This window comes from Nonomuraea sp. NPDC004580, from assembly GCF_040609855.1.
Lineage (GTDB): Bacteria > Actinomycetota > Actinomycetes > Streptosporangiales > Streptosporangiaceae > Nonomuraea > Nonomuraea salmonea.
On sequence record NZ_JBEXLH010000001.1, the window covers coordinates 368834 to 387919 of the forward strand.

Below are 19086 nucleotides of genomic sequence, written 5' to 3' on the forward strand. Positions count from 1 at the left end.
ATACTGAACGGCGCCTCCCTAAGGTGAGGCTCACAACCCCCGACGACGAAGGTGACCACACGATGCGAAAGTTGTTCGCGCCGGTTGTCGCGGCTCTCGCGCTGGCGGGCTGCGGCATGATCCCCGGCCCGCCCGGCGCCGGTGGCGGCGAGGAGCGGCAGACGCAGACCGCCGCCCAGGAGTCCGCCCAGCAGGCCCAGCCACCCCAGACGCCGCCCCAGACGCCCACCCAGGCGCCGCCGACCGGGTCAGCCCAGCAGGCGCCCGCCCAGGACACCACCGTGATCGCCACCCGCGAGGCCAAGACGGGCGCGGGCGACATGTACGGCACCGCCCGGGTCGACATCACCTCCCTGCGCCGCCAGGGCAAGACGGTCAGCCTCACCTGGACGGTCACCGCGACCGACGGCAAGGTCAACCTGCACAACGGCATGGGTAGGGGGCCGCTCGACTTCACCGTCTCCAAGGTCTCCCTGATCGACCCCGTCAACGCCAAGCGCTACCGGGTGGCGCGCAACGGCACCGGCCAGGACGCCGAGTGCGTGTGCTCGGGCACGCAGGGGCAGTTCCTGGAGTCGGGCGAGGCGTCCACGCTGTACGCCGTCTTCGCCGCCCCGCCGCCCGACGTCACCAAGGTCAACGTCGAGATGCCGATGATCGGCGTGCTCAGCGATGTTCCGATCTCTTAGCGTCGCGCTCGCCGTCACCCTGCTGCCCGCGCTGTCACCGACGCCCCCGCCCGGCGTGCCCGCCGACGCCACCGGGGTCGTCGAGGACCTCGTGCTGCCCGTCGAGGACATCATCGGCGAGGTCGAGTCCATGGACGGCACCGAGAGCGAGACCACCCAAGGGCGCCAGGTGACCGTGGCGGTGACCAGCGACGTGCTGTTCGCGCTCGACAAGTGGCAGCTCACCGCCAAGGCGCGCGACCGGCTCGCCAAGGTGGCGCGCAAGGTGCGGACGGAGGGGGCCGGCGGGGTCGTCAAGATCGAGGGGCACACGGACGACCAGGGCACCGACCCCTACAACCGTACGCTGTCGCTGCGCCGCGCCCAGTCGGTCGAGAGTGCCATGCGCGGGCTGCTCGCCGACGCCGGGGTGACCCTTCAGGCGCAGGGGTACGGCGAGAGCCGCCCCAAACTGCCGAACGTGGTGGACGGCAAGCCGGTGGAGGCCAACCGCGCCAAGAACCGCCGCGTCGAGATCATCTTCACCGCAAAACAGTGACCCTCCCGGACCCCTCAGCGGGATCGCTGACACCACACCCCCTCCTGCGTCGCTCCCTCGGTGGGCCGGGCTCAGTCGGCTCGGAGCTGGCCGAGGGTGACGGTGACGGTTTCCTCGGTGCCGTCGGCGCGGATCAGGGTCACCTTGGCGCGGGCCCCGGGCCGGAGGGTGGTGATGATCTCCGCCAGGGCGGCCATGGTGTTCGTGGGCTTGCCGTTGATCGAGGTGATCACGTCGCCGGGCCGGATGCCGGCCTTCTCGGCGCCGCCGCCGCGCTCGACGGTCGCCACCCCGACCCCGGCGGGCTGGCCGTCCGGGCCGATGACCGTGCTGCCGCGGATGCCAAGGGCGGCGCGGTGGCTGTTGGTGACCTTGCCGTTCTTGACGATCTGGCGGGCGATGTCGGTGGCCGTGTTGCTCGGGATGGCGAAGCCGATGCCGGGCGCGGCGCCGCCGCCCAGTTGCGGGTCGGTGGCGGCCAGGGTCGGGATGCCGATCACGCTGCCCGACAGGTCGACGAGCGCGCCGCCGCTGTTGCCCGGGTTGATGGCGGCGGAGGTCTGGATGGCGCCGGCGATGGTGGCGCCGGGGGAGCCGGGGTCCTGGGGTTCGGTGACCGTACGGCCGAGTGCGGAGACGATGCCGTTCGTCACGCTGCCGGACAGCCCGAGCGGGTTGCCCATGGCCAGCACGATCTGCCCGACCCGCACTTTGGACGAGTCGCCGAACCTGGCCGGCCGCAGCCCGTCCGCCTTGTCCACCTTGATCACCGCGAGGTCGCCCGCGGGGAACGACCTGACCAGCCGGGCCGACCGCGGCGCCCCGCCCGTGGCGATGGTGACGGTCATCTGCGTGGCCTGGCCGACGACGTGGGCGTTCGTGACGATGTGTCCGCTGCGGTCGAACACGATGCCCGAGCCGAGCCCGACCTTCGTGTTGATCTGCACGATGGACGGCAGGACGTCCGCGATCACCTTCTCGTACGCCGCCTCCAGGCCCTGCGGCGAGACGGGACGGGACGTCGCCGGGGACGGCGAGGTGGGCCCGGTCACGGTGGGTGTGGTGGTGCCTGTCGTGGTCGGGGGAGGGCCGCAGCCTGTCAGCAGCACTGCGGCGGCGGCCAGTCCTGCGGCGATCTCCCTCATGGGAAGGTGAACTGCCCAGCTCACCCCGAAAGATACGCCTCCCTGACATTTCTCCTGCTGAGCTTGCCGGTCGGGGTGCGGGGCAGCGACTCGCGGTACTCGATCACGCGGGGGTGCTTGAGCCTGGCCAGACGGGGCGCGCAGTGGCGCAGCAGCTCGGCCGTGAGCTCGTCCCCCGCGGTCGCCCCGGCGGCCGGCTGCACCAGGGCCACCACCTTGTGCCCCCATTCCGGGTCGGGCACCCCGATCACCGCGACGTCGGCCACCGAGGGGTGTTCGAGCAGCGCCGCCTCGACCTCCGCCGGGTAGATGTTGACCCCGCCGGAGATGATCAGGTCGGTACGCCGGTCCAGCAGGAACAGGTAGCCGTCCTCGTCGAGGTAGCCGATGTCGCCCGGCGTGTACGCGCGTCCGCGCATCGTCGAGGCCGTCTTGCCCGGGTCGCCGTGGTACTCGAACCGGTTGATGCCGCCGATGTAGACCAGGCCGGGGGAGCCCGCCGGCTGCTCCTCGCCGTCCTCGCCGATGATCGTGAACGTCATCCCGTCCAGCGCCCTGCCCACCGTGCCCGGCCTGGCCAGCCACTCCTCCGACGACACCATGGTCGCCACCGCGGCCTCCGTGGAGCCGTAATACTCCCACAGCACCGGGCCCAGCCAGTCGATCATCGCCTTCTTGGTGGCGGGCGGGCAGGGGGCGGCGCCGTGGTAGAGGTGGGTGAGGGACGACAGGTCGTACTTCTCCCTGTCCGGTACGTCCAGCATGCGGTGGAACATGGTGGGCACCATGAACGCGTTCGTCACCCGGTGCCGCTCGATCAGCTCCAGCGTGGCGGCGGCCTCGAACCGCTCCGGCGCCACGATCGCGTGGCCGAACTGCAGCGCCATCATCGCCTGGCCGTACGGGGCCGAGTGGTAGAGCTGCGAGCACACCAGGTGCACGCCGTCGATCGGGAGATCGAAGTGGCGCCAGCTCTTGCGCATCAGGATCGGGTACAGCTCCTCCGGCGTCAGGTCCAGCAGGCGGCGGCGGACGCCTTTGGGGCGGCCTGTCGTACCGGAGGTGTAGAGCATCATCGAGCCCGCCTTGCGGAGTGGCGGTGGCGTGGCGGGCCGGCCTTCGATCAGCTCGGGCACCGTGAGCGCGTCCGGGGAGATCACCGCCTTGGCCTGGCAGTCGGCCACGATGTAGTCGATCTCCTCGGTGGTGAAGTGCCAGTTGACGGGGACGAGGTAGACGCCGATCTGGTACGTCGCCAGCATCATCGTCAGGGCGTCGAGCCCGTTCTTCAGCACGGTCACCACGCAGTCGCCCGGTCCCGCGCCGCGCGAGGTCAGGCCGTTGGAGGCGCGGTTGACGCGGTCGAGCAGCGCGCCGTAGGTCGTGCCCTGGTCGCCGAGGAGGGCGGGGCGTTCTGGGTCGTGGGCCGCGATCTCGTAGAAACCCCTCATGTTCGCTGACATTACAGAATTAGATTCTGCTGGGGGAATAGCGGAAATATCGTGCTCGTCGGTGACGTAACCTCATGGCCATGGCGGACGACGGCGAGCAGACACCTACGTATGACCCACCCACCACCCCGTTCCGCAAGATCGTCCTGCCCGCCGAGGAAACGGTAAAAATCCCCCTCCCACCCCCCGGCACCAAGCCCTCCACCCCGGCCAAGGACTCCCAGCCCTCCGCCAAGGACTCCGGGCCGGCGAAGGGCGCAACCCCGGCAAAGGACTCAGGGCCGGCGAAGGACGCGACTCCAGGTAAGGGCGCCGCTTCGGCGAAGGGCGCGGCACCGCGTAAGAGCGCGGCATCGGGTGACGCTGCCGCCCCGCCCAAGGGTGCCGGTTCTGTGCAGGGTGCTGGAGCGGGGAAGGGCGCGGCGTCGGGTAAGAGTGCGGCGTCGGGCGAGACTGCCGCCCCGGCCAAGCCCGCCGCCCCTGCTAAGGGTGCGACGTCGGGCAAGGGTGCGGCCTCTGGCAAGGGCGCGGGTCAGGCTCAAGGCGCTGGGGCGGGCAAGGGGGCTGGTTCCGGGCAGGGGGCTGGTGGTTCGGCTGCGTCGCAGGGTGTTGCGGCGGGGGCTGAGGCTGGGCAAGGGGCTGCGGCTGAGGAGGAGCAGCGGCGTGTGGCGCCGCCTTCGGTGCCCTCGCAGGATCTTGGGCGGAAGGTTGCGCCCATCACCAAGCCCGATGCCAAGCCGGTGCGGGGTGTGCCGCCTTATGCGCCGCCCACGTCGGGCTCTGGGCCGAACCCCGTGCCGCCAGGTGTCGGGCCGAACGCGGTGCCGCCGCGTGTCGGGCCTTATTCCGTGCCGCCGGGTGCTGGGCCGCATGTCGGGCCTGGGCCGCAGGCGGGGCCTCATCCGGTTCCGCCGCCGGGGGTGGGGGCCTATGCCGGGCCTGGGCCGCAGTCAGGGCCTAGTCTCGTGCCGCCGCCTGGGGCTGGGCCGAATCTCGTGCCGCCGCGTGGGGCTGGGCCGTATCCGGGGCCTCAGCCGCACTCGGGGGGCAATCCCGTCCCACCGCAGGGGGCGGCTCTCCACATCGGGCCTGGGCCGCATTCGGGGGCTGATCCTGTGCCGCCGCCGGGTCCTCATGCGGGGCCGATGCCGGGCTCAGGGCCCCATCCTGTGCCGCCTGCCGGGCCGGGGGCGCATCCCGTCGCCGGGCGGGAGCAGCAGTTCGGGCAGCCGGGGGTGCAGGCGTTGGTGCCCCCGCCGCCCAGGCGGCGCGGGCTCGGGGATATTCCGATCAAGGTGATTTACCTGTTCGGGGCCATTCTTGCGACGGTTCTGGCTGTTCTGCTGGTGTTCGTGGTGTTCTCCGGGGATGTGCCTAATCAGGAGCAGGAGCAGGTCGTGCAGGTGGCGCCGGTGCCTACGACGCCGACGCCGTCCGCCTCCGCGTCGGCGAGCCCGACGGTGACCGAGACGCCGATCGTGTTGCCGCCCGTTCCGGCGAGCAAGAAGTACGCCGCGTTCTCCGGCACGGCGTCCGCGGTCACAGGGACGATCACCGACAAGAAGTCGGGCATCAGCTACCCGAGGCTGGCCGCGCCGTGGACGGCGAAGTCGTTCTCGCCGTTCTCGATCGCCCAGCGCATCGGCAAGGTCGCGGTGCCGCACACGGTGGTCGCCTCGGCGATGCTCCCGGGTGACGCGCCGGAGAAGAAGCCGTCGTCGAACGGCGACTACCGGGCGATCGCGACGCAGGCGGCCCGCTGGACGATCCGCACCCAGTATCCGAAGGGCGCGACGCTGGACGAGTGGACGGCGTCGAAGAAGGTCCCGGTAGGCAAGGGCTGGACCTTGGGTTACAAGGTGACCTTCACCTCGGGCGGCAAGAAGCAGGTGGCACAGGCGATGGTGACGGTGATCGAAGTCGGCAAGACGAAGCCGGCGATGCTGATGGCGTCGATCCCGGAGGCGAACAAGGCCCGCTGGCGCGATCTGAACACGCTCGCGGAGCAGGTTCGTCCACTCTGACCGAGAGGCAGAAGCATCCTCTAGAATATGGTTCTGGGCATGACTCGGACCTGGCTGGAGGATGAGTAATGGCGATCGGTTTGAGCGAGGAGCACGAGGCGCTCCGCGAGTCGGTGAGCGGCTGGGCCGAGCGGAACATCCCCTCGGAGCTGCTGCGCGCGGGCACCGAGGGGCGTCCGCCGTTCTGGTCGGGCCTCGCCGAGCAGGGGCTGCTCGGCCTGCACGTGCCCGAGGAGCGCGGCGGCTCCGGCTACGGCCTGCTGGAGGCGGCCGTCGCGGTCGAGGCGCTGGCCGAGCGGATGGCCCCGGGCCCGTACGTCCCGACCGTGCTGGCCAGCGCGGTCATCGGCGCGTCGAAGCGCCCCGAGCACCTGGAGCAGTACGCCGACGGCACCCTGACCGCCGCCGTCGCGCTGACCGGCAGCCTGACCGGCACGCGCACGGAGGACGGCTCGCTGGTCGTCTCCGGCGCCGCCGAGCCCGTGCTGGGCGGCTCGCTGGCCGACTCGCTCGTGCTGCCCGTCACCACCGACGACGGTGAGGAGTGGGTGCTGGTCGAGGCCGCGTCGGCCACCGTCACCGAGCTGAAGTCGCTCGACCTCACCAGGCCGGTCGCCAAGGTCGAGCTGGACGGAGTGCGGGTGCCCGCGTCGGGCATCCTGGGCGGCGTGCAGCGTTCCGACGTGCGCGGCATCGCGGCGATCCTGCTGGGGGCAGAGGCGGCGGGTCTGGCGTCGTGGTGCGTGACGGCCGCCTCCGAGTACGCCAAGGTACGCGTCCAGTTCGGCCGCCCGATCGGCCAGTTCCAGGGCATCAAGCACAAGCTGTCGCGCATGCTGGTCGCGCTGGAGCAGGCCCGCGCCACGGTCTGGGACGCCACCCGCGCCGAGGGCAAGGAGCTGGAGTTCGCCGCCGCCGTCGCCGGGGTGATGGCCCCCGACGCGGCCGTGCAGTGCGCGAAGGACGCCGTCCAGACATTCGGCGGCATCGGCTACACCTTCGAGCACGACGTGCACCTCTACTACCGCCGCGCGCTCACCCTGCGCGCGCTGCTCGGCTCGTCGGCCGAGTGGGCGGGCACGGTGGCGGAGCTGGCGCTGGCGGGCGTGGCGCGGGAGATGGAGATCGACCTGCCGGAGGGCGCGGAGGAGCTGCGCGAGTCGATCCGGGCCGAGATCGCGGAGATCGCCGGGCTGGAGGGCAAGGAGCAGAAGCGGGCGCTGGCCGAGCGCGGCTTCGTGATGTCGCACCTGCCGAAGCCGTGGGGCCGGGGCGCCAAGCCGCTGGAGCAGGTGCTGCTCGCGCAGGAGCTCAAGGCCGCCAAGGTACGCCTGCCCAACATGATCATCGGTGCCTGGGTGGTGCCGTCCATCGTCGCGTACGGGACGCCTGAGCAGCAGCAGCGCTTCCTGCCCAAGACGCTCAGCGGCGAGATGATCTGGTGCCAGCTCTTCTCCGAGCCGGGCGCGGGCTCCGACCTGGCCTCGCTGCAGATGAAGGCGGAGAAGGTCGAGGGCGGCTGGAAGCTCAACGGCCAGAAGATCTGGACGTCGGTCGCGCACGTCGCCGAGTGGGGCATCTGCATCGCCCGCAACTCCAGCGAGGGCTCCAAGCACGAGGGCATCACGTACTTCCTGGTGGACATGAAGGCGCCGGGCGTGACGGTCAGGCCGCTGACGGAGATGACCGGCGAGAACCTGTTCAACGAGGTGTTCCTCGACGACGTGTTCGTGCCGGACGACCTGGTCGTGGGCGAGGTGGGCCAGGGCTGGAAGGTGGCGCGCAACACGCTGTCCAACGAGCGCGTGTCGCTGTCGTCCGGCTCGGGCGGCACGGGCGCGTCGGTGCCCGACCTGCTGGGCCTGGCCGGACGGCTGGGCAGGGAGCTGACGCCGGCCGAGAAGCAGCGGGTGGCCGAGGTGGTCTGCGAGGGCCACTCGATCAACGCGCTGTCGCTGCGGGTGACGCTCAAGCAGCTGGCCGGCAGCGAGCCGGGCGCGGACGCCTCCGTACGGAAGCTGCTGTCCACCTCGCACGCGCAGCACGTGTCGGAGACGGCGGTCGAGCTGCTCGGGACGTCCGCCGTGGTCGCCGCGGACATGAAGCTGGGCGACGCGGGCTACTGGAACAGGGCGGTGCTCGCGACCCGCGCCATGACGATTTACGGCGGCACCACGGAGGTGCAGCTCAACATCATCGGCGAGCGCATGCTGGGCCTGCCGAGGGACCCCGAGCCCGGCAAGTAGCGGGGGAGACGCCCGGTCAGCCCCCCAGGGGGATGGCCGGGCCGTCCTCGTCGGGGGCGGGGCGGCCGATCCTGATCTCGCCGACGCAGGCGCCGGGGCCGAGCGCGCGCAGGAACAGGTCGGCTCCCTGGCCGTGGACCTGGGCGTACGTCGTGCCGAGGTCCTTGCCGGCGGCGGCCTGCGCGTGGCCCGGGGCGCCGAGCCGGACCGCGAGGGTGGTGGGGGCGGCGTTCAGGTAGGAGATCTGGGCGGTGTGGACGCCGCCGGGCAGCGGCGCCGGCAGCCGGAAGCGCACCTCATCGGCCCCGACCGGTACGCACGTGCGCTGCGGCACCCGCAGCCCGCGCACGGTCACCGGCCGCAGCCGACCGCGCGCGTCGAACGTCAGCGGCTCGCGCAGCGGCCCGTTCAGCTCGTCGACCCAGCTGACCGGCCACGGGCGGGGCACGCCGAGGAGCTTGGAGTGCCGGGCGTACTCGTGGAAGAAGACGGCTGCGGCGACCTCGGGCGGCACGTACGTGTCCAGCACCACCGTCCCCGAGGGCACCTGGGACAGCGCCCGCTCGGCCGTCCGCACGTAGTCGCGCACGGTCCGGCCGAGCGGCCGGTCGGCGTACGCGGCGACGGACCAGACCGAGCCGGCGGCGACGACGGCGGCCAGCGGCACCCAGCCGAGCCGCCATCGAGGCAGGGGCCGTGACCAGGGACGTTCCTCGCCGTCGAGCGGGATGAAGGCGAGCCCGGCGGTGAGCGCCACGACGGTGGCGGTCGCGGCGAGGTAGCGCAGCTCGTGGCCGAGCACGCCGGGTCCGAGCACCTCGATCCTGCCGAGCAGCACCGGCACCACGTCGGCCAGCAGGAAGTAGCCGAGCAGCGTCAGCCAGGCGGCCCAGGCCCGCCGCCGGTGCCGCAGCGACACCGCCACCACGACAGCCGCGACCGCCAGCCCGGTCCAGGCGAGGGGTTCCGGCGTGGCCGCCATCGCGTAGTCGTCGCCGATCGGCCGCCACTGCCAGGGCCCGCCCAGCGCCGACGGCACCAGCGCGCGGACGCCGAGCACCCACGCGAACTCGGCCGCCGTCCCCGCATCGGGCAGCTCGGGCGTCTGGGTGGCGTCGTTGAGCTGCACGGAGCCGTAGAGCCCGGTGAAGAAGACGGCCGCGTACGCGGAGAGGATCACCGCGTACGGCACCCAGGCCCGCCACAGCCGCCACCACCCGCGCGGCGCCAGCCAGAAGACGGTCACCACCAGCATCAGCACGGGGATGAACGCGGCCTTGACGAAGAACAGCAGCCCGAACACCGTCCACGCGCACGCCGCCACGAGATGCCGGGCGCGCCCATGACGCACGTAGAGCACGTGGGAGGCCAGCGCCATCGGCAGCGCGAGCTGCAGCGGCAGCGTCTCCAGCACCGCCGCCCACCACGACAGCGACGGCACGGTCATGGGCGTGATCAGGTAGAGCCCGAGCGGCACGAGGATGACCGGCCGTGGACCGAACAACACCCACAGCAGCCGCAGCATCGCCAGGCTCGCCCCGGCCTGCAGCGTCATCGTGGTGGCATGGGCGAGCAGCTCGTTGTAGCCTCCCAGCCTGGCCATCGCCCACGAGATGCCGAAGCCGCCGGGCAGCAGGTGGCCGACGTCCACCCACATCAGGTAGTCCCAGGTGAGGCCGCTCTCCTGGCCGCGCATGATGTAGTGGAAGTCGTCCTGGCGGAAGAACGTCCGCCTGACCAGCTCGTACTTCCACACGAGCTGCACGGCGACCATCACCAGGCCGGCGGTCAGCACGGCGTCGCGCTCGCGCAACCGCTGCCACATGGTCGTCATCCCCGTCCTCCCCCGGGCGCAGCGTAATCACGGGACCGGCCGCGATGGAATGATCGTGTCCCGGTTGTGATGTCATAGCGGGATGTCTCACCCCGCCCGTGCCGGGCTCGCCGCCGCCCTGCTCGGGCTGGTGCTCGGCTGCGTGGCGCTCGGCCCGGCGCTGGGCTGGGGGTTCGTGCTGGTCCAGGACATGGTGTTCGTGCCTGAGCCGGAGTTCTCGCGCTTCACGTTCGGGCTGGCGGGCGGGGCGGCGCGGGTGGTGCCGAGCGACGCCGTGGTGACCGCGCTGGCGCAGGTGCTGCCGGCCGAGCTGGTGCAGAAGGCGATCCTGCTGGGGATCTTCGTGCTCGGCTGCTCGGGGGCGGCGCTGCTGGTGCCGTCGGACTCGCTCGGGCCGCGCCTGGTGGCGGGCGCCTTCTACGTGTGGAACCCGTACGTCGCCGAGCGGCTGCTCATCGGGCAGTGGGCGCTGCTGCTCGGGTACGCCGGGCTGCCCTGGATGGTGCGGGCGGTGTGGTCGGGGCGGCGGCTCGCCCTGGCGATGCTGCCCGCCGCCGTGGGCGGGTTCGCGGCGATGACGGTGACCGCGATCACCGCGCTGCCCGCCGCCGTGCCGCGCCGGCAGGCGGTGGCGCGGGTGGCGGTGGTGCTGGCGCTGTTCAGCCTGCCGTGGCTGGTGGTGACGGCGCTGCGGCCGTACGGGATCGAGGGTGACCCGGTGGGGGTCGCCGCGTTCGCGGCCAGGGCGGACACGCCGTTCGGCGCGGTGGGCAGCCTGCTGGCGCTGGGCGGGATCTGGAACGCGTACGCGGTGCCGCCCGGCTACGAGAGCTTCGTCGGCGCGGTGGCCCGGCTGGTGCTGACGCTGGCGGGGGTGGTCGCGTTCCTGGGCAGCCGGTTGCCGCACAAGTGGGGGCTGGCCGGGGCCGCCGCCGTCGGGCTGGCGGTGGCGTCCGTGGGGGTGAGCGGGCCTGGGCGGGCGGCGTTCGCGTGGCTGATCGGCGTGTGGGGCGGGTTCGGGGTGTTCAGGGACGCCCAGCAGTACGTGGCGCCGCTGGCCCTCGTCGCGGCGCTCGGGCTGGGGCTGCTGACCGAGCACGTGGCGGGCCGCAGGGCGTGGGTGGGCGCGCTGGTGCTGGTGCCGGTCGCGGTGCTGCCGACCCTCGCGTGGGGCGCGCTCGGGCGGCTGGACGCCGTGCGCTACCCCGACGGCTGGACGGCCGCGCGCGAGGTGATCAGGCGGGACCCCGAGCCGGGCGAGGTGCTGGTGCTGCCGTTCGAGTCGTACCGGCGCTTCCCGTGGAACGGGCACCGGGCGGTGCTCGACCCGGCCCAGCGCTTCTTCGCGGTGGCGGGGCGGCGGGTGGTGACCAACGACGCCGTACGGGTCGGCGATCTGGTCGTCGGCAGCGAGGATCCCCGTGCCCAGGAGGTAGAACGCGTACTAGTAGGACCTTCGCCTGACCTCCGCGCGGCAGGATTTCGCTATGTGATGGTCGACGCGGGGACAGGTGCGGAACGACATCGTTTCGACCAGTGGCTACGGAGCGCGGAGGTCCTAGTCGATACCGGTGACCTGCGCTTGTATCGGTTCGACGGCCAGGTGGCGGCCCGCTGACCTCGATCGGTACCCTCGTCAACGGCTTTGTTAGAGTTTCGCCTAGCTACTTCCCAGTAGCAAGAATTGGTTCTAAGTTTGGGGACGCTCGCACCACCCGCCCGCTTCAGGAGGAACCCCCGTGATCAAGATCCTCTTAGCAGCGATCATCGGCGTCGCCGTGGCGGCACTCGTGGCCACGGTCACCACGGTCTCCTTCACCGGCGCCACGGCCACGCCGGTCAACCAGCCGCTCTACAACTACGGCGACCGGTAACCCCCAGCGCCATGGCACCCTCTCCGCTTGGGGGCGAGGGGGCGAGTCGGCGACCACTGCTCGAGATCGTCATTCCCGCGTACAACGAGGAAGGACGACTACCCGGGGGGCTCCTGCAGCTGTGCGCGAAGCTTGCCCGCATGCCGTTCCCCACCTCCGTCATCGTCGTGGACAACGCCAGCACCGACCGGACGGCCGAGATCGTCTCGGGCTGGCCGCGCGGGCCCGTCCCCGTCCGGCTCGCCCGCTGCGCGACCCCCGGTAAGGGCGCCGCCGTCCGCGCCGGGCTGATCGGCACCACCGCGCCCTTCGTCGGCTTCTGCGACGCCGACATGGCCACCGACCTCGACGCCATCGACCACGCGCTCGGGCTGCTGCTGTCCGGCGAGCGCGTGGTGATCGGCTCGCGGGCGCACCGCGACTCGCGCGTGGAGAACCGGCACAGCCGGATTCGCGAGCTGGGCGCGTACGGCTTCCGCGCACTGGCCGGCGCGCTCGTCCGCGGCGTCAGCGACACCCAGTGCGGGTTCAAGTTCTTCGACGGCGTGCTCGCCCGCGAGACCGCCGAGCTGCTGCGCACGCCCGGCTTCGCCTTCGACGTCGAGCTGCTCGCGCGCTGCGTCGAGCGGGGCGGCCGGGTCCGCGAGATCCCCGTGCGCTGGCGGGACATGCCGGGGTCCCGGTTCTCGCCGGCCAAGCACACCTTCGGCATCGTGCTGGAGCTGGGCCGGATCTGGCTGCGGCTGCGCACGAAACCCGGCTCCGCCGCCCGGCCGGCGTGGGAGCCGCCGCTCGACCCCGTCGGATATCCGTGAAGATCGCCGTCGTCAACTGGCGTGACCCCTGGCATCCCCAGGCGGGTGGCGCCGAGACCTTCGCCTGGGAGTCGGCCCGCCGTTTCGCGCGGGCCGGCCATCAGGTGTGGTACGTCACCGCGCGCGCTCCAGGGCAGCGCCGCCGCGAGCGGGTGGAAGGCGTGACTTTCGTACGGATGGGCGGGGTCTTCACCGTCTATCCGCTGGTGCTGGCCTGGTTGCTGCTGCGCGGAGGGCGCTTCGACGCGGTGCTCGACTGCCAGAACGGCATCCCGTTCTTCACCCCCTGGGTGGTGCGGCGGCGGACGCGGGTGGTGTGCGTGGTGCACCACGTGCACGACCGGCAGTTCGGCGTGCACATGCCGGGGTGGCTGGCGGCGTTCGGGCGGTTCCTGGAGGGGCCGGTGTCACGGTGGAGCTACCGGCGGCACGCCAGTGTCGCCGTCTCGCCGTCCACCGCGCGCGCCATGCGCGAGCGGCTCGGGTGGCGCGGGCCGGTGCACGTCATCCCGAACGGGGTCAGTGTCGCTCGACCTGGGCCTGTCGCGAAGAGCCCTGAGCCGCGGGTGGTCTGCCTCGGGCGGCTGGTCGCGCACAAGCGGGTGCACCTGCTCCTCGACGCCGTCGCCGAGCTGCGCGAGCACCGGCCGGGCCTGGTCGTGGACGTCATCGGCAGAGGACCTGAGGAGGACGCCCTGCGGGCCCGGCTGCCCGAGGGCGTCACGCTGCACGGCTACCTGCCCGAGGACGACAAGGCGCGGCTGGTCGCGCGGGCGTGGCTGCACGTCAGCGCCTCCCAGGGGGAGGGCTGGGGGCTGAGCGTGCTGGAGGCCGCCGCGCTGGGGGTCCCGACCGTGGCGTTCGACGTGGACGGGCTGCGTGATGCCGTACGGCCTGGTGAGACCGGGTGGCTGCGGCCCGAGGGGACCGGGCTGGCCAAGGGGATCGCCGCCGCACTCGACGAGCTGGACGACACTTATACCGTGAAATGTCGGGAATGGGCTGACCGCTTCTCCTGGGACCGCACCGCCGCCCGCCTCACCGCCCTCCTGCGCGGCGACGACCCCGGCGCGGACCCCGCCTTCGGCGGCCTGAGCGGCGACCTCGGCCGCGACCCCGGCGCCGGCGGTGGCGGCCCCAGCGGCGGCGGGGAGCGCCCATGACCCCAGCCGCCAGGCCGCCCGCGACCGGGCGGATGAGGACGCTGCTGCCCACCCGGCTGCCCACCGACAAGCTGGTGGCCGGGCGGCGGACCGGGGCGGGGCGCCCCGTCGGGGAGGCCGCCCGGCGCCGCCTGTGGCTGCTGCTGTGCTGCTTCGGCTTCGGCCTGCTCGCCTTCACCACCCGGCCGGGCCACCTCATCTCCGACACCAAGATGGACCTCGCGCTCAACCCGGTCGGCTGGCTGGAGCGCGCCGCCCACTTGTGGGACCTGCAGCACTTCGGCCAGCTCCAGAACCAGGTGGCCGGCTACATCTTCCCCATGGGGCCGTTCTTCGCGCTGGGCGAGCTGGCCGGCGTCGAGCCGTGGGTGACGCAGCGGATCTGGCTGACGCTGCTCATGTGCGTGGCCTTCCTCGGCGTGGAACGGCTGGCGGGGCGGCTCGGCATCGGCTCGCCCGGCACCAGGATCGCGGGGGCGCTGGCGTACGCGCTGGCTCCGCGCACGCTGTCGATCATCGGCGAGATCTCCGTCGAGTGGCTGCCCGCCGCGATGCTGCCGTGGATCCTGCTGCCGCTGCTCACCGCGTCGGAGACCGGCCAGCGGGCGCGCGGCGCCATCAGGTCGGCGCTGGCGGTGGCGCTGTGCGGCGGCGTCAACGCCGTCGCGGTGCTGGCCGTGCTGGTCGCGCCCGTGCTCTACATCCTCACCAGGCCGCGTCCCGTGCCGCGCTGGCGGCTGCTCGGCTGGTGGTCGGGCGCGGTGGCGGTGGCCACCCTGTTCTGGTCGCTGCCGCTGCTGCTGGTCGGCCGGTACGCGTTCTCGTTCCTGCCGTACACCGAGACCGCGGGGACCACCACGGCCGTCACCTCGCTCACGAACGTGCTGCGCGGCGCCTCCGACTGGGTGCGTTACCTGCCGCTCAACGGCGTGCTGGAGCAGCCGCCGGGGTTCAGGATCGCGACCGCGGCCTCCATGGTCGTCGTCACGGGCGTGATCGCGGCGCTCGGGCTCGCCGGGCTGGCCCGCCGCGACCTGCCGGCCAGGGGGTTCCTGGTGGCGGTGTTCGTGGTGGGCGTGGTGGCGCTGGTCGCGGGGCACGCGGGCGCGCTGGAGCCGGTCACCGCCGAGCCGGTGCGCTGGCTGCTCGACGGGCCGCTCGCGCCGCTGCGCAACCTGCGCAAGTTCGACCCGCTGGTCCGGCTCGCGCTCGCCATGGGCCTGGCGCACCTGCTGGTCAAGGCCAGGATGCCGGTCCGTACGGTGGCCGTCGCCGCCTGCGCCGCGCTCGTCGTGCCCGTCTTCAACCAGGGCCTGGCCGCCCCCGGCGCCTTCGAGGACGTGCCCGCCCACTGGCGCGAGGCCGCCGCCTGGCTGGACACCAACGCGGGTGACGACGGCGTGCTGCTCGTGCCGGGCGCCAAGTTCGGCGAGTACGTCTGGGGCCGCCCGATGGACGAGCCGCTCCAGGCGCTGACCACGGCCCGCTGGACCACCAGGAAGATCGAGCCGCCCGGCTCGGTGGGCCTGACCCGGCTGCTCGACGCCATCGACCAGCGCCTGACCTCCGGCCACGGCTCGGCCGGCGTGACCACCGTGCTGCGCCGGCTCGGCGTGCGCTACCTGCTCGTCAGGAACGACCTCATCCGCCAGAACCTTCAGGGCGCCTGGCCGTCGCGCGTCTACGAGGCGCTGCGCGAGTCGCCGGGCATCACGAAGGTGCGCTCGTTCGGCGCGCCGGTCGGCGACAGGGAGACCGACGACGCGGTCAACGCGCTCGACCCCGCCTTCCCCGCGCTCGACCTGTACGAGGTGTCGGACGCCGCCGACCTGGTCACCGTCCGCCCTGCGGCCGACGCGCTGGCCGTGCGCGGCGGGCCCGACTCGCTGCTCGCGATGGGCGACCTCGGCCTGCTGGGCGACGAGCCGGTGCTGGTCAACGGCGACGCGGGCACCCGCGAGGCGCCCTCCGTGGTCAGCGACGCGCTGCGGCTGCGCGAGCGCTCGTTCGGCGAGTTGCGGACGAACCGGTCTCCGACCCTCACGGCCGGCAAGAAACGCGACTTCGACGGGGTCAGGGCGCTCGACCTGCTGGAGAAGGGCTGGCTCGACGAGGCCGCGGTCGCCGAGTACGACGGCATCGCCGGCATCAGCGCCTCCTCCTCGGTCGCGGACCCGTACGCGCCGGCCGGGATCAGCAGCGCGGGACGCGGCCCGTACGCGGCCATGGACGGCAACACGAAGACCGGCTGGGAGACCGACGGCACCAGGGCCCCGCAGGGCGAGTGGCTGCGGGTGGACCTGCGGGGACGGATGCGCATCCCGTACGTGAACGTCATGTTCGCGCCCGACCTGCTGCTCGGCCAGGCCGTCTCGCGTGTGGCGGTGGAGACCGAGTCGGGCAGCCTGGTGCAGGACGTCGCCCGTACGACGGACCCGCAGCGGCTGCGCGTGCCGGACGGGCCGGCGAGCTGGGTGCGGCTCAAGGTGGCCGGCACGGCGTCGGAGACGTGGACGTACGGCCAGCGCATCGGCGTGGTCGAGCTGTCGATCCCCGGCGTCACGGCCGGCCGCACGATCCGGCTGCCCGGCCAGGGCGGCGACGCGTACGTCATGGATCGCGGCCTCGACGAGCGGCCCGCCTGCATGCGCAACCCGCAGCGCTGGGTCTGCAACGAGGTCGCGCTGGCCGAGCAGAGCGAGGAGACCGGTTTCGACCGGACCTTCCGCGCCGATGCGGCTTCGAGCGTGACCGTGCGGGGAACGGCGGTCCTGCGGGACCCCGACCTGATCGACCGCTACACCCGCATCCGTGCGGACCTGAGCACGGTGACCGGCTCGTCCCAGCTCAGCGATGACGCCGTGGTCGCGCCCAGGTCGGCGTTCGACGCCGACGACAGCACGACGTGGATCCCCGACGCCGAGGACAAGGAGCCCACGCTCACCGTGGCGTGGCGGGGCAGGAAGACGATCTCCCGCGTCCAGATCGGCCGCCCCGGCGGCGACCAGGCGCCGCTCGACGTGATCGTCACCGGCGACGGCGGGGCCGTGCGCGGCGGGCGGGTGGACGAGCACGGCATCCTGACGTTCAAGGCGATGAAGACGAGCCGGCTCAAGCTCCGCTTCACCCCCTTCTCGCAGCGGCTGCAGGTGACCGAGCTGGTCATCCCCGGCGTGGACCCGGTGGGGCGGCCCGCCGACGTGCCGCTGCGGCTGGCGTGCGGGTTCGGCCCGGCCATCGAGGTGAACGGCCGCAGCGTCCCCACCCGGGTCACCGGCACCCACGCCGACCTGCTCGAACAGCGGCCGGTGCGGATCACGGGCTGCGCGAGGGCGCCGCTCGCCGCCGGGGACAACCGGGTGCGGGTGGCGGGCTGGGACCCCTACGCGATCGACGCGCTGGTGGTCGGGGCGCTGCCCGAGCGGCCCGCCGGCGTGGAGGGCTCGGCGGTGCCGAGCACGTGGACGCCGTCGCAGCGCGAGGTCGCCGTCAGCGCGCCCAAGGACGCCTTCCTCGTCGTCAACGAGAACGTCAACGCCGGCTGGCGGGCGAGCATCGGCGGAGAGACGCTCAAACCGGTCAGGATCGACGGCTGGAAGCAGGCATGGGAGCTGCCCGCCGGCACCTCCGGCACCGTCCGGCTCGACTACCTGCCCGACCGGCTCTACCGGCTCGCGTTGCTGCTGGGGCTGGCCGGGATCGCGCTGCTCGCCCTCGCCGCCCTGGTGCTGCGGGGGCCGCGACCCGAGCACGTACGCGAGACCGCCCCCGCTTCGGCCGCCCGCCTGTCGCGGCCGCGGGCGCCGCTCGTGGTGGTGGCGGCGCTGGCGTTCGGCGGCTGGACGGCGAGCTGGCCCGGCATGCTGGCGGTGCTCGGCGCGGCGCTGGTGACCCTGCTGCTGCGGGCCAGGCGATGGCCCGCGCACTGGGCGGCGGCCGGTGCGTTCTGCGTGGCGGCGCTGTCCCTGGCCGCCGGCATGACGCTGCGGGACTACGGGATCGACGTGGAGGTGCTGATGGACCCGCTTATGGACCACGTGCCGCAGCTCGCGTCATGCGCGGCGGTCGGCGTGCTGTTCGGCCAGCTCGTCACGGAGCCGGCGCGGCCGGCAGCGCCGCGCGAGCTGCCGGCGGCGAGGCAGGTGCTGACCGGTGTCGGCTGAGCTTGAGCGCGCTCACCTCGATCAGGTGGTAGCTGCCGACGCTGAGCAGCATCGTCACGATGAACGAGATCACCGCGACGCTGGTGAAGTCGGCCTGGAACGGCTGCGCGCCGGTCAGCTTGAGCTGCAGCGTGATCACGGGCGCGTGCCAGAGGAAGAAGCTGTAGGAGATGCGGCCGAGGTAGCTCGCGACGGGGTTGCCGAGCACCCGGCTGCGCAGCGAGTCGGGTCTGGAGGCCAGCGCGAACGGCGCCACCAGCAGCACCGCGACCGCCGTCTCCAGGCTGAGCCGCCACAGCGACTGTCCCAGGGTGGGCAGCACGAGCGTGCGCGGGCCGGCCAGGTCGGTGCTGAGCAGCGCGTACAGCAGGCCGGCGAGCACCAGCAGCTGCGGGGCCAGCGAGTCGATCACACGGCTGTGCCCGATCCACACCGACAGCACCGCCATCGCCATGCCGCAGCCGAAGAACACCAGGTGGTACGGCAGCAGCAGGGCCAGGTCCGGCTGCCCGGACAGCCGGGCGACGACCACGGTGACCACCGAGACGAGCGGCAGCACCGCGATGCCGGCGAGCAGCCGCACCGGCCTGTTGCCGCCGCGCGCCCACCGGTGCAGCGCCCAGCCCAGCACGGGCAGCAGCACGTAGAAGGACATCTCGATGGGCAGCGTCCACATCTGGTAGAGGCCGTCGGGCGTCGGGTCGGCGGGGAAGAAGTTCTGCGCGAGCAGCATCCACTTCAGCCAGCCGGTCCAGTCGTACGACGCCCACGCCCACAGGGCGAGCGCGCTCACCAGCCAGTAGACGGGCATGACGCGCAGCACCCGGCGCCACAGGTAGCCGAGCGGCCGGGGCCGTGGCGTATTCTCGATCACCGCGCGCGCCCACGGGCGGTAGAGGAGCAGGCCCGACAGGAGGAAGAAGATGGGGACCGCGATGCCCAGGCGGCTCATCAGCCAGTGGAGCATGCCGTCGCGGTACATCACGCCGGTGTTGCTCCCGACGTGCAGCAGCCAGACGCCGAGCGCGGCCACCGCGCGGATGCCGTCGAGTGCCGCGTCCCTGCCCTTCATCGCTGCTCCAATGTCCCGTCACCGATTGCGGCAACCACGATAGAACCTGTTTCTATCGATTTGGTTGCGGTG

At 72.7% G+C, this 19086-nt stretch carries 13 protein-coding genes; 9 read left to right on the forward strand and 4 right to left on the reverse strand.

Annotated elements, in window-relative coordinates; genetic code table 11:
* Nucleotides 1-62 precede the first annotated feature (62 nt).
* Nucleotides 63-689: a hypothetical protein gene (locus ABZW11_RS01685; RefSeq protein WP_355411485.1), complete on the forward strand. Its 627-nt coding sequence runs from the start codon at nucleotides 63-65 to the stop codon at nucleotides 687-689.
* Nucleotides 673-1227, forward strand: a complete 555-nt coding sequence (locus ABZW11_RS01690; protein WP_355411487.1) for an OmpA family protein — start codon at nucleotides 673-675, stop codon at nucleotides 1225-1227. Before ABZW11_RS01685 ends, ABZW11_RS01690 begins: the two co-directional genes overlap by 17 nt.
* Nucleotides 1228-1298: 71 nt before the next feature.
* On the opposite strand, the gene ABZW11_RS01695 is transcribed toward ABZW11_RS01690, so the two are convergent.
* The gene (locus ABZW11_RS01695; RefSeq protein WP_355411489.1) at nucleotides 1299-2372 is read right to left on the reverse strand and encodes a trypsin-like peptidase domain-containing protein; all 1074 of its coding nucleotides are present in this window, start codon (nucleotides 2370-2372) and stop codon (nucleotides 1299-1301) included.
* A gap of 20 nt (nucleotides 2373-2392) precedes the next feature.
* Nucleotides 2393-3823 (reverse strand): AMP-binding protein, encoded by a 1431-nt coding sequence (locus ABZW11_RS01700; RefSeq protein ID WP_355411491.1) that lies wholly within the window; start codon nucleotides 3821-3823, stop codon nucleotides 2393-2395.
* Between the two features lie 1235 nt (nucleotides 3824-5058).
* On the opposite strand from ABZW11_RS01700, the gene ABZW11_RS01705 reads away from it, so the two are divergent.
* Together ABZW11_RS01705 and ABZW11_RS01710 are read left to right on the forward strand one after the other, a co-directional pair.
* Complete coding sequence (locus ABZW11_RS01705) at nucleotides 5059-5847, forward strand: hypothetical protein (RefSeq protein WP_355411493.1); 789 nt, start codon at nucleotides 5059-5061, stop codon at nucleotides 5845-5847.
* Between the two features lie 68 nt (nucleotides 5848-5915).
* Nucleotides 5916-8093, forward strand: a complete 2178-nt coding sequence (locus ABZW11_RS01710; RefSeq protein WP_355411495.1) for an acyl-CoA dehydrogenase — start codon at nucleotides 5916-5918, stop codon at nucleotides 8091-8093.
* A gap of 16 nt (nucleotides 8094-8109) precedes the next feature.
* Here ABZW11_RS01710 and ABZW11_RS01715 read toward each other — a convergent pair whose 3' ends face one another.
* The gene (locus ABZW11_RS01715) at nucleotides 8110-9927 is read right to left on the reverse strand and encodes a hypothetical protein (protein ID WP_355411497.1); all 1818 of its coding nucleotides are present in this window, start codon (nucleotides 9925-9927) and stop codon (nucleotides 8110-8112) included.
* A gap of 82 nt (nucleotides 9928-10009) precedes the next feature.
* On the opposite strand from ABZW11_RS01715, the gene ABZW11_RS01720 reads away from it, so the two are divergent.
* The 5 genes from ABZW11_RS01720 to ABZW11_RS01740 all read left to right on the forward strand — a co-directional run bounded on the left by ABZW11_RS01720 (nucleotide 10010) and on the right by ABZW11_RS01740 (nucleotide 17942).
* Nucleotides 10010-11545, forward strand: coding sequence for a hypothetical protein (locus ABZW11_RS01720; RefSeq protein WP_355411499.1), 1536 nt, complete (start codon nucleotides 10010-10012; stop codon nucleotides 11543-11545).
* A gap of 121 nt (nucleotides 11546-11666) precedes the next feature.
* Entirely contained in the window at nucleotides 11667-11801 is a 135-nt protein-coding gene (locus ABZW11_RS01725) for a hypothetical protein (RefSeq protein WP_281394582.1), read from the forward strand.
* A gap of 11 nt (nucleotides 11802-11812) precedes the next feature.
* Entirely contained in the window at nucleotides 11813-12616 is an 804-nt protein-coding gene (locus ABZW11_RS01730; RefSeq protein ID WP_355411500.1) for a glycosyltransferase, read from the forward strand.
* Nucleotides 12613-13779, forward strand: a complete 1167-nt coding sequence (locus ABZW11_RS01735) for a glycosyltransferase family 4 protein (RefSeq protein WP_355411502.1) — start codon at nucleotides 12613-12615, stop codon at nucleotides 13777-13779. The genes ABZW11_RS01730 and ABZW11_RS01735 overlap by 4 nt, the downstream gene beginning before the upstream one ends.
* Complete coding sequence (locus tag ABZW11_RS01740; protein WP_355411504.1) at nucleotides 13776-17942, forward strand: alpha-(1->3)-arabinofuranosyltransferase family protein; 4167 nt, start codon at nucleotides 13776-13778, stop codon at nucleotides 17940-17942. Before ABZW11_RS01735 ends, ABZW11_RS01740 begins: the two co-directional genes overlap by 4 nt.
* On the opposite strand, the gene ABZW11_RS01745 is transcribed toward ABZW11_RS01740, so the two are convergent.
* The gene (locus ABZW11_RS01745; protein ID WP_355411506.1) at nucleotides 17869-19014 is read right to left on the reverse strand and encodes an acyltransferase; all 1146 of its coding nucleotides are present in this window, start codon (nucleotides 19012-19014) and stop codon (nucleotides 17869-17871) included. The genes ABZW11_RS01740 and ABZW11_RS01745 overlap by 74 nt on opposite strands.
* Nucleotides 19015-19086 lie beyond the last annotated feature (72 nt).